Below are 13,414 nucleotides of genomic sequence, written 5' to 3'. Positions count from 1 at the left end.
GCCGGGGAGGGCGGGCGTTTGAAACATGCTTAACAGCCGGTTCAGCCGATCTCAGCCAGGCGCGCCAGGGCTTCTTTGATCTTGGCTTCCTCTTCCTCGCGCAGGCGGAGGTTCTCGCGGGCTTCGGCAACCACATCCTCCGGGGCCGAGGCCGCGAATTTCGGGTTGTTCAGCCGCCCGCGCAGCCCCCCAGTTCCTTGGCCAGTTTGCCCAGGGTTTTCTCCAGCCGCGCCTTTTCGGCATCGACGTCGATCACATCCGCCAGCGGCAGGCCAAAGGCGGCGCCGGGGGCAGCAACAGACGCGCAGCCCTTGGGGAAGCTCTCCACCTGCTCCAACGAAGTGATGCGGGCCAGTTTCTGGATCATCGCCTCATTCTTCTCCCAGGCGGAACGCGCCTGATCGGAGAATTCGGTCACCACCATCGGGATCTTGGCGCCCGCCGGCACATGCATCTGCGCGCGGGTGGAGCGGATATTCTCAATCGCGGTGATCACCCAGTTCATCTCGGCGTCGGCATCGGCATTGACCAGCTCTGTGCCATATGCGGGCCAGTCTTCATGCACCAGCATGTTTTCGCGCTTGGCGGTGTTGCCCCACAGTTCCTCGGTGATGAAGGGCATGATCGGGTGCAGCAGGATCATGCACTGATCCAGCACCCAGCCCAGCGTCTGACGGGTCTCAGTGATCACCGCCTCATCCTCGGAGGTGAACAGCGGTTTAGACAGCTCGATATACCAGTCGCAGACCTTGCCCCAGGTAAAGGCATAAAGCGCATTAGCGGCGTCGTTGAAACGGTAGGCGTCCAGTGCTGCGTCCACTTCGACCCGAACCTTGGCGGTCTCGCCGATGATCCACTGGTTCACCGCGGCCTGCGCATCCGGGCAGGCATAGGCCGGGGTGTTTTCATCATAGACGTTGTTGAAATGGGCAAAGTTCACCGCATTCCACAGCTTGGTGCCAAAGTTCCGGTAGCCCTTAAGGCGTTCCATATCCAGTTTCAGCACGCCGCCAAGCGCGGCCATCGCAGCGGAGGAGAAACGCAGCGCGTCGGCGCCGAATTCGTCGATGATCTCCAGCGGATCCACCACGTTGCCGGTGGACTTCGACATCTTCTTGCCCTTGGCGTCGCGCACCAGGCCATGCAGGTAGACAGTGTCGAACGGGATCTGATCGACCACAGCCAGCTGCATCATCATCATCCGGGCAACCCAGAAGAACAGAATGTCCTGACCGGTGACCAGGGTCGAGGTCGGGAAGTATTTCTGCATCTCCACCGTGTCTTCCGGCCAGCCCAGCGTGCCAATCGGCCAGAGGCCGGAGGAGAACCAAGTGTCGAGGACGTCGGGGTCGCGGCCGATTTTCAGAATCTTAGCGTCGTAGTTTACGCCCCAGAACCGTCCAGGCGTCAGGTTTTCAACGTAGGACTCACCGAGATCCTCTAGCAGAGCACGTCTAGTCTCATCATCCAGAAACTGGTCGTTATCGGCGTCAAATTCGGCAACTGTGTAGCCCACAAACTTTTGCGCATAGTGTGCCTGCGCCTGTTCTCGGGCGTCTTCGATGTTGCTTGCACAGAAAGCTTCAACTTCTCCGCCGATCAGATTGCCGCTTTCGTCAAGCTTCGGCCCGTACCAGACCGGGATCTGATGACCCCACCACAGCTGGCGCGAAATGCACCAGGGCTCAATGTTTTCCAGCCAGTGGTAATAGGTCTTCTCGCCCGACTCCGGCAGGATCTTCACATCGCCATTGCGCACCGCATCCAGCGCCGGGCCGACAACCTTTTCCGCGTCCACAAACCACTGGTCGGTCAGCATCGGTTCGATCACAACCTTGGAGCGGTCGCCAAAGGGCTGCATGATCGGCTTGTTCTCGACGTAAGGCTCTTGCATTTCAACGTCTTCACCGGTCTCGGGATCGGTCTTGGTGACGGTCTGCATCACTGCGAGGCCTTCGCTGGTGATCTGCTCCACCACTAGTTTGCGGGCTTCGAACCGGTCCAGACCGCGCAGGTCGTCCGGCACCAGATTGATGGCGTCGGCTTCGTTTTCAGACAGTGCCTTCTCACCCTTGGCCACAGCCATGGCAATTGTGGCAGCCGCGTCATAGCTTTCGCCGTCAGCCCGCATCTGGCCGCGCATGTCCATCAGCCGGTACATCGGAATCCGTGCGCGCTTGGCAACCTGATAGTCGTTAAAGTCATGCGCGCCGGTGATCTTCACCGCACCCGAGCCAAAGTCCTTGTCCGGGTATTCGTCCGTAATGATCGGGATCAGGCGGCGCTGTCCCTTGGGGCCGACCGGGATTTCACACAGCATGCCAACGATTGGCGCGTAACGTTCGTCTGAGGGATGCACGGCCACCGCGCCGTCGCCCAGCATGGTCTCGGGCCGGGTGGTGGCGATGGAGATGTAATTGCGTTCCTCGCGGAAGGTCACATTGCCTTCTTCATCTTTCTCCAAATACTCATATGTCGCTCCATTTGCGAGCAGGTACTTGAAGTGCCACATATGGCCCGCGACTTCCAGGTTCTCGACTTCAAGGTCAGAGATCGCAGTCTCGAAATGCGGGTCCCAGTTGACCAGCCGCTTGCCGCGGTAGATCAGCCCCTTGTTGTACATCTCCACAAAGACCTTGATCACGGCGTCGTGGAAGTTGGGGGAGTTCTCGTGGCCGGTGCGGGTGTCGCCATGCGCCCCCGCCATGGTAAAGGCGGTGCGGGAGAAATCGCAGGACGCGCCGAGGCGTTTCAGCTGCTCAACAATGGTGCCGCCGGATTTCTCTTTCCACTCCCAGACTTTCTCCAGGAATTTCTCACGGCCCAGCTCGCGGCGGGAGGGCTGCTGGGTCTTGGCCAGTTCCCGCTCAACAACCATTTGGGTAGCGATACCCGCATGGTCGGTGCCGGGCTGCCAAAGGGTGTCGAACCCCTGCATACGCTTCCAGCGGATCAGGATATCCTGAAGCGTGTTGTTGAAGGCATGGCCCATGTGCAAAACACCGGTCACATTCGGCGGCGGGATCATGATGCAATAGGCGGAGGCCTCCGGCTTGGCATTGGCGCCGGCCTTGAAACAGCCCGCTTCTTCCCAGGCCTTGTAAAGGCGGCTTTCGGCTTCCGCCGCGTTGAACGTCTTTTCCATCGCCATCGCTGTGATCCCTCATGCAAGTGGCCGATCAATTACCCAATGGAGGCAGGAAGGGGAAGGCGGATTTTGCCGCAAGTGTCCCGTCTGCGGCTGGCAGAGAGCAATTGGGTATTTAAGACCAGAAAGAAGCGGTAAGATTTCGTTAACTGGAATCACGGCACTCTTCTTATGCGGTACAGGCTGGGGAGCCGATGACCGCACCAGGAAGAAGCTGCCCTCGCTCTTGGCAGGATTATCCCTTGGCGGACGGACGGCCAGCGGGCAAGGGCGCTTCGCTTGCTGCTTCTTTCTGGTCTCAAATACCCAAATTCCGCGCCGGAGGCGCTAAAGCCAACACGCGCGCCTTGGGCGCGCTCAGCTTTGCTCCGGTTTCAGCTTATCCAATTTACAGCTTGTCCAGTGCTTCGAGCAGTTTCTCCAGCTCGCCTTCGTGCATGAAGATCGCCTGCGCCTTATAAGGGAACTTCCTGGCGCGGACTTCCGATTGGAATTCCTGCAACGCTTCTACCCACTCCCGGTACATCTGCTTATGCGGCCGGCCCAGGCTGCCGCACCAATGGCTGAGCGACGGCATCAGACCCATATGCACCTGCACCGGGATGCCTCTCTTGGCGACCATTTCGACTACGCCCTATGAGCGGTTGGTGAAATACATGCCGGAGCCGATTTCCATGCAAGTGATGGCGTGGCGCATAATCTTATTCTTGGTGATGAATTGCCTCTAATTCATCGCGGTGCCGGCAAAGCGGCCCGGTGCGGTTGCGCGCGCCATATCCGGATGCACGTCCCACAGAGTCTGGAGAGCGATGCGCGCATTAACGCAGGCCTGGTTTCCGGTCTCGTTGGCCGGGTTGCACATGATCAAACCTACACCGGTTTTTTCAGGCCGATCAGACCCTTGACGATGTCATTGCGGTGCGCCGGGTGGCGGCCGAAGGTGTAGATACCCTTCCTCGTTTTTCCCGGTCTTCAAATAGGGAAGCCGGGCCGCCCGTTTTGAATTCCGGGTGCCCGGCGGTGCGTGCTGTGGTACGCTGGTTACTCTGACGCCCAGATCTTGCGGCGGCGTTCCTTGACCATTTCGTTGCCTTCATCGGTGCCATCGTGGAAAGTGTTGAACCACTCGTCCCAGGGCGTCTCCCAGGTGCCGTAGTTGCAGTCGAAGAACCGGTGGTGCAGCTGGTGGAAGAAATCGCCAACCAGGAACTTGGCCTTGTTGCCGAATTTCACATGCTCAAACCCGGCGTGTGAGGCCGGGGCGCCGATGCCGTGGTGGAACAGCAGGAAGACCGCCAGAACCGGGTGCGAGGGCAGCAGGAAGAAAATCATGGTATCGAACATCAGAAAGAAGCTTTCCACCGGGTGCATTGCCAGGCCGGACCACGGGCCGGTATTGATGTTTCGGTGATGCCATGCGTGCACCTTGGTATAAAGCACGCCCACGTGCAGCAGCCGGTGCAGCCAGTAAAAGTGGAAGCCTGCCCAGACCGGGATGAAGATGGTCATCAGGATCATGGTGACGGGGTTGCTTTCCAGAGTGATCATCGTGATCCAGCCGTTTGCATAGGCATAAAGGATGAAGCTCTCCCAGAAGGTCCAGAAGGCAAGCGCCGGGCCAAGGGTCCAGAACATGTTGTCCCAGACCTGGTTCTTGAAGGTGAACACCTTGGCGCCTTTCATCATCGGGCGCATGTCATAGCGGTAGACGTCGTTTTGCGTGCGGAACCTCCACAACGCCAAGTGCAGCCCGCCGGCCACAACCATCAGAATGCAGAAGTTGCGCAGCCAGATTTCAAACACCCAGTCCCAGCTGAGCGTGGCAATCCGGTCCAGTGACGGGGTGAAGAAATTCCAGGTGACAATGGCAAGGACAAGAAGAAATGCCCGCAGCGCCAGCGGGTTCCAGCTTTGCAGCAGATATCTGATCGAGGCCAGCGGCCGTAGTGGCCAATCCCAATAGGGGGAGGTCTGGATCGGCAGCTGGGGGGTGAAATTCCATATATTGCGTTTGGGACGCGGTGTGCTGGCGGGACGTGTCATGTCTCGTCTCTCATGTGGTTTTTGGAGGAGCGGCCGTAGCCGCGGCTGTTCGCTGCTGAAAACCCTAGTCCGGGCCGAGGCAATCCCAGCACGGTATGTCTTGCCGGTCAGGCTAAGTTCTGCTTAGCCTGTGTGCATGACGACCCGGATACCCTCACTCAACTGGCTGCGCGTGTTTGAAGCGGCAGCGCGCACCGAAAGCTTTGCCCGTGCGGCAGCCCAGCTGAACATGTCGGCGGCTGCAGTCAGCCAGCAGGTGAAAGCACTGGAGGCGCAGCTGGGCACACCGCTGTTTCACCGCCACGCCCAGGCGGTGACATTGACCGAGGCCGGGCGGGCCTATCTGCCCTCCGTGCAGCAATCGCTGCTGATGCTGGAAACAGCCACGACCGGCTTGTTCGGCGAAAGCCGCGAGCAGCGGCTGTTTGTGCAGTCGGTGCTGCTGTTTGCCCATGGGGTGCTGGCGCGGGGGCTGCCGCAGTTCCAGGCGGTGCACAGCCAAATCAACCTGGCGCTCAGCACCGGCAATATGGCGGCGGATTTTGCCAACCGGTTCACCGATTTGCAGATCGTATTCGGCAACCCGTCACTGTTTGGCACCGAAGGGGACGAGCTGCTGCGGGAGGTGCTGTATCCGGTGGCTCCGCCAGAGATTGCGGCTCAGGTCCGGACACCGCAGGATCTGTTCCGCTTTCCGCTGATTGAAGTCTCGACCCATCGGGCCAGCTGGGTGCAGCTGTTTGAGGCCTTGCGGCTCTCGCACGGGCAGGCGCGTTATTTCTTTGCCGACAACTCCCTGATGGCGGCAGAACTGTCAGCGCAGGGTATGGGGATTGCGCTGGCGCGCGCACCTGCGTCGGACGCGGCGGTCAGCGCAAGCGGGCTGGTGCGCTGCCTGCCGGAGGTCGCGGTGCCGGGGCAGGAGGCTTATCACCTGATCTATCCCGACCGCGGCGCCCTGCGCCCGGCAGCACGGCTGTTCCGGGACTGGCTGCTGGAGTATGTGAGGACCGTCTGACCTTTACTGCCCGGTCCGGTCCAGTTTTGTTGCCAGATGGATCAGGCTCTCAGAGGAGCGCACGCCACGGGCCTCGGCAATGTGGTCGATGGTGTTGTCAAGCTCGGTCGTGCTTTGCGCCACCACCTGAGCCAAAAGGTCGAACCGTCCTGAGGTTGTATGCACGACCTCAACCCCAGGCAGGCTGCGCAGGCGGGCGAGCACCTCAGGCCCGAGCGCGGCTCAATCGACATCAGCACCGTGGCTTGCAGCGGCGGGCGGGAGGCAGCCGAGGATTTAAGCGTATAGCCGGTGATCACCCCGGTTGTTTCCAGCCGTTCGATCCGCGCCTGTACCGTGGTGCGGGCCAGCCCCAGATGCCGGGCAAGTTCCGCCACCGGACGGCGGGCGTTTTCCCGCAACAGGGTGACAAGACGCTGATCGGTATCGTCGGTTTGCATGTTATTCCTTCGATGTGACGTCTATTTTCGTCACTATAAAAAAAGTGACGAGCGGAATCGACGGGAATTTGTCGGAAAATATGCAAAATAAACGAGGCTTTTCCTGATGCAGCAAATTCCACCGCTTTGGCTTTCCCCTGAATCCCACCTGGCCCGCAGCGCACCGGATCACCCGATCCTGTATTTCTCGCCGCGGGTATTGCACGAGGTTGCGGGGCGGTTCCGCGAAGGGTTTCCAGGACTGGTGACCTATGCGGTGAAGGCCAACCCGCACCCTGCCGTGCTGTCCAATCTGGTGGCGGCGGGGATCACTGCATTTGATGTCGCTTCGCCTGCGGAAATGGCTGCAGTGCGTGCTGCCAGCCCAGATGCGGTGATGCATTACAACAATCCGATGCGCTCCATTGCCGAAGTCGCGGCGGGGATCGAACATGGTGTCGCCAGCTGGTCGGTGGATGAGCTGAGCGAGTTGGAGAAACTGGCCGCAGTGCCGCGCTCTTGCGAGATTGCGGTGCGATTTGCCTTGCCGGTGGCCGGAGCGGCCTATGATTTTGGCAGCAAGTTCGGCGCAGCCCCGGAAGAAGCGATAGAGCTGCTGAAACAGGTGGCGGCGGAGGGCTGGACACCTGCGCTGTGTTTCCATCCGGGCACCCAGTGCGAGGATGAAAGCGCATGGGTGGAATATGTTCACGCTGCCAAGCGGATTGTGGACGCGGCGGGAGTGAAGATCGCCCGTCTCAATGCGGGTGGCGGCTTTGCGGCCAACCGGGATGGTGTGGCGCCGGATCTGGAGAAGGTCTTTGCCGCCATTTCCAAAGCCGCGGACACGGCATTTGGCACAGACAAACCCACGCTGATCTGCGAGCCGGGCCGGGCGATGGTCTCCGAAAGCTTCACCTTGGCGGCCCGTATCAAGGGGATGCGCAAAGGCGGTGAGGTGGTGTTCCTGAATGACGGCATCTATGGCGGGTTGGTGGATATCCGCGACATGGGGCTGCCGGGCCGGGTGGAAGTTGTCGGGGGGGATGGCGCCCATCGCACGGGCGCGCGTAAGCCGCGTGTGGTGTTCGGGCCCACCTGTGACAGTCTGGACCGTTTGCCGGACGGGCTGCCGCTGCCCTGTGATGCCGTGACCGGCGACTATGTGCTGTTTCCAGGGCTGGGCGCCTATTCTTCCGCCATGAGCACGCAATTCAACGGTTATGGCCTGTCTGACGTGGCGACGGTGATCGAGCTGTCTGGACAAGCTGCCCGCTGAGGTTAGTCTCGCCCCCGGAACGCCAGCCAGCGCGAACAAGGGGGCAAGCATGGACAAATTCGGTAAAAGTCAGCCGGTGAAACGGGTCGAGGACCTGCGTTTTCTGACCGGTCAGGGGCAGTACATCGAGGATGCGGCCCCAGCGGGTGCCCTGCGCGCCTGGGTATTGCGCAGCCCGGTGGCGCATGGCGTGATCACGGCGCTGAACGTTGAGGACGCCCGCGCAGGTGAAGGCGTTCACGCGGTGATCACCCTGGCGGATCTTGAAGCCGCCGGCCTTGATGTGTCGATGGATGGCACCACAGTGAAGAACCGGGATGGCACCGCCGGCGCCGCGCCGGAACGGCCGATGCTGGCACGGGACCGGGTGCGTTATGTGGGGGAACCGGTGGCGGTGGTCATTGCCGGGACGCTGGACCAGGCCCGTGATGCCGGTGAGCTGATTGAGCTGGATATCGACGATCTGCCTGCGAAGATGGACGTCTTGCCGGGCGGCGAGGCGCTGCATTCGGAGGTGCCGGACAACACGGCCTTTGACTGGGGCCTGGGGGATGAGGCCGCAACGGCCGAGGCTTTCTGCACCGCGGCGCATACCGTTGCGCTGCAGGTCGATGACAACCGGATCATCGTCAACTCGATGGAGCCGCGCGGCTGCTTTGCCGAATGGCAAGGCGGGCGGCTGCATTTCACCTTTGGCGGGCAAGGGGTCTGGGCGATCAAATCCCAGCTGGCGGCCAAGATGCGTCTGGATGAGGCCGACGTCAAAGTCACGATCCCGGATGTGGGCGGCGGCTTTGGCATGAAGGCTTTTCCCTACCCGGAATATTTCGTTGTCGCCCAGGCCGCCCGCGCGCTGGACCGCCCGGTGTTCTGGATCGCCGACCGGACCGAGTCGATGCTGAGCGACAACGGCGGGCGCGATCTGACCTCGCTGGCGGAACTGGCCTTTGATGCGGATCTGAAAATCACCGCCTACAGGGTCAGCACCCGTTGCAATCTTGGCGCTTACAATTCGCATTTCGGTCAGCCGATCCAGACCCAGTTGTTCAGCCGGGTGCTGGCGGGCGTCTATGACATTCAGACCGCCTGGCTGCAGGTGGAGGGATCTATACCAACACGACGCAAGTGGATGCCTATCGCGGCGCCGGGCGGCCCGAGGCGATCTATGTGCTGGAGCGGGCGATGGACCGCGCCGCGCGCGAGCTGGGTGTGGACCCGCTGGAGCTGCGGCGGCGCAACTTTATCAAACCGGCGGCCTTCCCCTATGGCACCGTGACAGGAGAGACCTATGACGTCGGCGACTTCGACAGAGTTTTGAGCCGGGCTGCGGAAGAGGCGGACCTGAAGGGATTCGCTGCCCGCCGCGCCGCAGATGGTAAACGCGGCAAGTACCGGGGCGTTGGGGTCTGTTACTATATCGAAAGCATTTTGGGCGATCCTTCAGAAGGCGCGGAAGTGGAGTTTCTGGAGGGTGGCCGGGTGAATATCTATGTCGGCACGCAAAGCAACGGGCAGGGGCATGAAACCGTCTATGCCCAGTTCCTGGCCGACCAAAGCGGTATACCGGCGGAAAATATCCATGTCATCCAAGGCGACAGTGACCGCATTGCCACGGGCGGCGGCACCGGCGGGTCGCGGTCTGTGACGACACAGGCGAACGCCACACTGGCCGCAGTGGATACGATGATTGCCGCCTTCATCCCCTTCCTGGCGGAGGAGATGGGTGTGGACGAAGAGGCGGTCGGGTTTGACGGCGAAACCTTCCGGGCGCCTGGATCGAACCTGACCCCCACGATGCTGGAAGCGGCAGAGATGGCCCGCGCGCAAGGCCGGCTCGATCTGCAGCGTCACGCGGCGCGGGCCCGGCTGCCGGGGCGCTCGTTTCCGAACGGCGCACATATTGCCGAAATTGTTATTGATCCGGAGACTGGGCAATCCGACGTCGTGCGCTACACTGTAGTTGACGATTTTGGTAATTTGATCAACCCGATGCTGGCCGAAGGGCAGGTGCATGGCGGGGTGGCACAGGGGCTGGGACAGGCCATGCTGGAACATGTTGTCTATGATTCTGACGGACAACTGCTCACAGCTTCGTTCATGGACTATGCCTTGCCGCGGGCCAATGGCGTCCCCATGATTGGTTTTACCTCCGAGCCTGTGCCGTCGACACAGAACCCGATGGGGATGAAAGGCTGCGGCGAGGCAGGCACCGTTGGCGCGCTGGCCGCTGTTGCAAATGCGGTGCAGGACGCGGTCTGGGACTGCGGCGTGCGGCAAGTGGACATGCCGTTCACCCCGCTGAGAGTTTGGGAAGTGCTTAGGGATGTTTCTGAGGCAGCTGAGTAAGAAGGTTCTAGGGTGGCTTGGACGGCCGCTGCGCTCGGAACACTCCGGCGAAACCAAGCTGCGCGGGCCGCATGCCCATGTGATCATCCTGGACGGCACCATGTCGACGCTGGAAGAGGGGCATGAAACCCATGCCGGCCAGCTGTTCCGTCTGTGCCGCGAAATGGGCGGGCAGGTCTCGGTTTTTTATGAATCCGGCGTTCAGTGGAAAGGCTGGGGCAGCGCCCCCGATGTGATGATGGGGCGCGGCATCAATCGCCAGATCCGCCGGGCCTATGGCTATCTCGCTTCGCGTTACCGGCCCGGCGACCGGATTTATCTGTTCGGCTATTCCCGCGGCGCCTATGCAGTGCGTTCGCTGGCAGGGGTGATCGACCGGATCGGCCTGCTGCAGGCAGAACATGCGACCGTGCGCAATATCCGCACCGCCTACCGGCATTACCGTCTGAACGGGCGGTCCAAGACGTCGAGTGCATTTACGGCAGCGCATTGCCACGAAGAAGTCGAGATTGAAATGGTCGGCGCCTGGGACACGGTCAAGGCTTTGGGGCTGCGCCTGCCGCTGCTGTGGCGCTGGGCGGAGAACCGGCACAACTTCCACAACCACCACCTGGGCCACCATGTCAAAAGCGGTTACCACGCGCTGGCGCTGGACGAGACACGCGATGTTTTCAAACCAGTGTTGTGGGATTGCCCAAAGGACTGGGGCGGACATGTGGAGCAGGTCTGGTTCCGCGGCGCCCATGGTGACGTCGGCGGCCAGCTTGGCGGCTATGAGGAAGCCCGGCCCAAGGCCAACGTCTCTTTGGTGTGGATGCTGGAAAAGGCCGAAGACCGCGGCTTGCCGCTGCCGCTGGATTGGCGGATGCGGTTTCCGGTCGATCCCAAGGCGCCGTCTGTTGGCACCTGGCGCGGCTGGGGTAAGATTTTCCTGCTGCGCAGCCGCCGCCGGGTTGGACTGGACGGCAGTGAGCGGTTGCACAGCAGCGTCAGCACCGGCAAAACCCCCGATGGGTCGGCTGGCGGCTGGCTGACCAGGTTCTCCAAGACCTGAAGGGCGGGCCTGACGTTTCCCGTAAACCGTTAGCGGATGAAACCGGGCGCAGGCGGCAATGTCAGTCGGCAGCTGCCCGCCGGTCAAACTCCCGGCGCAGCCGTTTCAGTGACAGCCACACAATCAGTTTGTGGGCCGGCCGGACCGGGATCATGTAAACCCGGCCAAACAGATTATGTGTTTTGACGGAGGACGTCACTGACAGAACACCGCTGCTGGAGCAAACGCAGGCCATGACATCCAAATGCCGATCCCGGACCGTAAGAGTCATCACTTCATCCGACAGGGCCTCCACCAGAAAGAAATCCAGCTTGTCGCCCGTTTGCACTGCCTCTTTAGGGGTCCGGGAAATGCCGCCGATGCGTTTAACCCCGAAACATGCGGAAATGGCGTCGCGCAGCCGGAAGGCCAGCTTGATGCCCGGCAATGGCTTTGCGTGCATGATGTTCCAGGCCTCCAGCGGGGTGACAGGCGCCGGCAGAACAACGGATTGCGTATCCAGAAAATCCAGCTCCTTGGCAGGAGCAAGGATTTGAATGCGGGCTGTGGCGGCCCGGCCGAGACTGTTTGGCGGCATGATCAGCCCTCTTTCCGGTCCTGCGTGTGTCCTGCTGGAGCATAGACAGATGAAGGCGGCGGGCAAGCCCGGAAGGCGTTTGCACCAAAAGGTCAGCCCGCGGCGACCTTCATCACGCGGCGATCTTCATCACAATGCAGGTGGTGGAGCCGGTGGCATAGAGGCGTCCGTCTTCAATTCCCCGGATTTCGCCATGTGCCACACCGGTGGACCGTCCCACATGGTCGATGCTGCCGCTGCAGTCGATGGCGGTGCCCAGCGGGATCGCCCGCAGGATGTTGATCTTGTATTCCAGCGTTGTGTAGACCGACCCTGCAGGCACCTTGGTCATCACCGCACAGGCCATGGCGCTGTCCAAAAGTGTGCCGTACCAGCCGCCATGCACGGTGCCCATTGGGTTGCAGACGGGAAATTCCGGCGTACCGCGGAACACAATCCGGCCGTCTTCGACGCTGTGCAGATGATACCCCAGCGTTTCGGCAATCGGCGGACCCGGCAGGCGGCCGTCCAGGATGCCTTGCATGAAGTCCAGACCGGATATCCGGGTGATCTGTTCCCCTGACAGCAGGTCGGCGGTTTTTTCAGCGTAATACATAGCGCGCGGGTCCTTGGCGGGGATGTGCCCTCCATTTGAAACCGCGCGCCGGAGCCCGCAAGGCTTACGCCACGTTCTGAAGCGAGACCTTGGGGATGACGCCCAGGGCAAAGCAGACATCCCGGGTCAGTTCAGGGCGGTTCAGCGTGTAGAAATGCAGCTTGTCGACGCCGCCCTCCAGCAGGTCCGAACACAGTTCGGTGCAGATCGCCGTGGCCAGCAATTCCTCGCGGTCATCGCGCAGCGCCTTTTCAAAAGCGTTCTCAACCCAATCCGGGATGATGGTGCCGCAGCGCTTGGCAAAGTTGCGCGCGCCTTTCCAGTTTTCGATCGGCAGGATGCCGGGGGTCAGCTTGCTGCCATCAATCCCGGCCTTTTCGCAGGCATCGCGGAAGCGGAAAAAGGTCTCGGCCTCGAAGAAAAACTGGGTCAGCGCCTCATCCGCGCCTGCGTCCAGCTTGCGCTTCAGCCACTCCACGTCCGCTGCCTGATCCGCAGCTTCCGGGTGTCGGTCCGGGTAGGCGCCGACCTTGATGTTGAAATTACCGCGCAGCGCCAGCCCTTTGATCAGCTCCACCGAATTGGCAAAACCGTCGGGATGCGGGGTGAATTTGCTTTCGCCCTTGGGCGCATCGCCGCGCAGGGCGACGATCTCGGTCACGCCGGCTTCGGCAAACTGGTCAGCGATCTCCAGCGTTTCGGCCTTGGAAGCATTCACGCAAGTGAGATGCGCAGCCACGTTCAGACCGGAGGATTTGTGCAGTGTCGCCACTGCGTCGCGGGTCAGGGTGCGGGTGGTGCCGCCTGCGCCATAGGTCACGGACACAAACCGCGGGTCCATCGGGGCGAGGACTTGCACGGTGTCCCAAAGCCGGAAGGAGGCTTCGAGATTTTGCGGCGGGAAGAATTCAAAGGAAATCTTGGGCGTCGTCATC

The 13,414-nt window shown here is 61.3% G+C and carries 9 protein-coding genes and 3 pseudogenes; 4 read left to right on the top strand and 8 right to left on the bottom strand.

What is annotated here, in order from left to right; genetic code table 11:
• Positions 1–41: 41 nt before the first annotated feature.
• The 4 genes and pseudogenes from ETW23_RS11935 to ETW23_RS11925 all read right to left on the bottom strand — a co-directional run bounded on the left by ETW23_RS11935 (position 42) and on the right by ETW23_RS11925 (position 5,191).
• A pseudogene (locus ETW23_RS11935) lies at positions 42–3,151 on the bottom strand (valine--tRNA ligase).
• Between the two features lie 385 nt (positions 3,152–3,536).
• On the bottom strand, positions 3,537–3,770 hold the full coding sequence (locus ETW23_RS11930; protein WP_134830111.1) for a hypothetical protein: 234 nt from the start codon (positions 3,768–3,770) through the stop codon (positions 3,537–3,539).
• A gap of 102 nt (positions 3,771–3,872) precedes the next feature.
• Positions 3,873–4,010, bottom strand: coding sequence for a hypothetical protein (locus tag ETW23_RS25160; protein WP_167738114.1), 138 nt, complete (start codon positions 4,008–4,010; stop codon positions 3,873–3,875).
• 179 nt (positions 4,011–4,189) lie between these two features.
• Complete coding sequence (locus tag ETW23_RS11925) at positions 4,190–5,191, bottom strand: sterol desaturase family protein (protein ID WP_134830110.1); 1,002 nt, start codon at positions 5,189–5,191, stop codon at positions 4,190–4,192.
• 136 nt (positions 5,192–5,327) lie between these two features.
• On the opposite strand from ETW23_RS11925, the gene ETW23_RS11920 reads away from it, so the two are divergent.
• Complete coding sequence (locus ETW23_RS11920; RefSeq protein WP_134830109.1) at positions 5,328–6,209, top strand: LysR family transcriptional regulator; 882 nt, start codon at positions 5,328–5,330, stop codon at positions 6,207–6,209.
• A 3-nt stretch (positions 6,210–6,212) separates the two neighbouring features.
• Here ETW23_RS11920 and ETW23_RS11915 read toward each other — a convergent pair.
• Positions 6,213–6,649 (bottom strand): annotated as a pseudogene (locus ETW23_RS11915) (Lrp/AsnC family transcriptional regulator).
• Between the two features lie 106 nt (positions 6,650–6,755).
• Between ETW23_RS11915 and ETW23_RS11910 the strand changes: the two are divergent.
• From ETW23_RS11910 to ETW23_RS11900, 3 genes and pseudogenes are all read left to right on the top strand, one after another.
• Positions 6,756–7,907 (top strand): type III PLP-dependent enzyme, encoded by a 1,152-nt coding sequence (locus ETW23_RS11910; RefSeq protein WP_134830108.1) that lies wholly within the window; start codon positions 6,756–6,758, stop codon positions 7,905–7,907.
• A 49-nt stretch (positions 7,908–7,956) separates the two neighbouring features.
• Positions 7,957–10,253 (top strand): annotated as a pseudogene (locus tag ETW23_RS11905) (xanthine dehydrogenase family protein molybdopterin-binding subunit).
• A complete protein-coding gene (locus tag ETW23_RS11900; RefSeq protein ID WP_129371250.1) occupies positions 10,231–11,307 on the top strand; it encodes a DUF2235 domain-containing protein in 1,077 nt (358 codons plus the stop codon). Before ETW23_RS11905 ends, ETW23_RS11900 begins: the two are co-directional and overlap by 23 nt.
• Positions 11,308–11,368: 61 nt before the next feature.
• On the opposite strand, the gene ETW23_RS11895 is transcribed toward ETW23_RS11900, so the two are convergent.
• The 3 genes from ETW23_RS11895 to metF form a co-directional block, all read right to left on the bottom strand.
• On the bottom strand, positions 11,369–11,884 hold the full coding sequence (locus ETW23_RS11895; RefSeq protein ID WP_134830107.1) for a DUF2867 domain-containing protein: 516 nt from the start codon (positions 11,882–11,884) through the stop codon (positions 11,369–11,371).
• Between the two features lie 112 nt (positions 11,885–11,996).
• Positions 11,997–12,479, bottom strand: coding sequence for a PaaI family thioesterase (locus ETW23_RS11890; protein WP_134830106.1), 483 nt, complete (start codon positions 12,477–12,479; stop codon positions 11,997–11,999).
• A gap of 64 nt (positions 12,480–12,543) precedes the next feature.
• Positions 12,544–13,413, bottom strand: a complete 870-nt coding sequence (gene metF / locus ETW23_RS11885) for a methylenetetrahydrofolate reductase [NAD(P)H] (RefSeq protein ID WP_129371247.1) — start codon at positions 13,411–13,413, stop codon at positions 12,544–12,546.
• Between the last annotated feature and the right edge of the window lies 1 nt (position 13,414).

This window comes from Leisingera sp. NJS201 (assembly GCF_004535885.1).
Taxonomy (GTDB): Bacteria; Pseudomonadota; Alphaproteobacteria; order Rhodobacterales; family Rhodobacteraceae; genus Leisingera.
The sequence above is the reverse complement of the archived record's forward strand: the minus strand, read 5'-3'. Positions and strand labels throughout refer to the sequence as shown.

Excerpts from the sequence above, each read along its gene's own strand:
- ETW23_RS11930 (WP_134830111.1), bottom strand. The coding sequence starts at position 3,770 with ATGGTCGCCAAGAGAGGCATCCCGGTGCAGGTGCATATGGGTCTGATG.
- ETW23_RS25160 (WP_167738114.1), bottom strand. The coding sequence starts at position 4,010 with ATGTGCAACCCGGCCAACGAGACCGGAAACCAGGCCTGCGTTAATGCG.
- ETW23_RS11925 (WP_134830110.1), bottom strand. The coding sequence starts at position 5,191 with ATGACACGTCCCGCCAGCACACCGCGTCCCAAACGCAATATATGGAAT.
- ETW23_RS11920 (WP_134830109.1), top strand. The coding sequence starts at position 5,328 with ATGACGACCCGGATACCCTCACTCAACTGGCTGCGCGTGTTTGAAGCG.
- ETW23_RS11910 (WP_134830108.1), top strand. The coding sequence starts at position 6,756 with ATGCAGCAAATTCCACCGCTTTGGCTTTCCCCTGAATCCCACCTGGCC.
- ETW23_RS11900 (WP_129371250.1), top strand. The coding sequence starts at position 10,231 with ATGTTTCTGAGGCAGCTGAGTAAGAAGGTTCTAGGGTGGCTTGGACGG.
- ETW23_RS11895 (WP_134830107.1), bottom strand. The coding sequence starts at position 11,884 with ATGCCGCCAAACAGTCTCGGCCGGGCCGCCACAGCCCGCATTCAAATC.
- ETW23_RS11890 (WP_134830106.1), bottom strand. The coding sequence starts at position 12,479 with ATGTATTACGCTGAAAAAACCGCCGACCTGCTGTCAGGGGAACAGATC.
- metF (WP_129371247.1), bottom strand. The coding sequence starts at position 13,413 with ATGACGACGCCCAAGATTTCCTTTGAATTCTTCCCGCCGCAAAATCTC.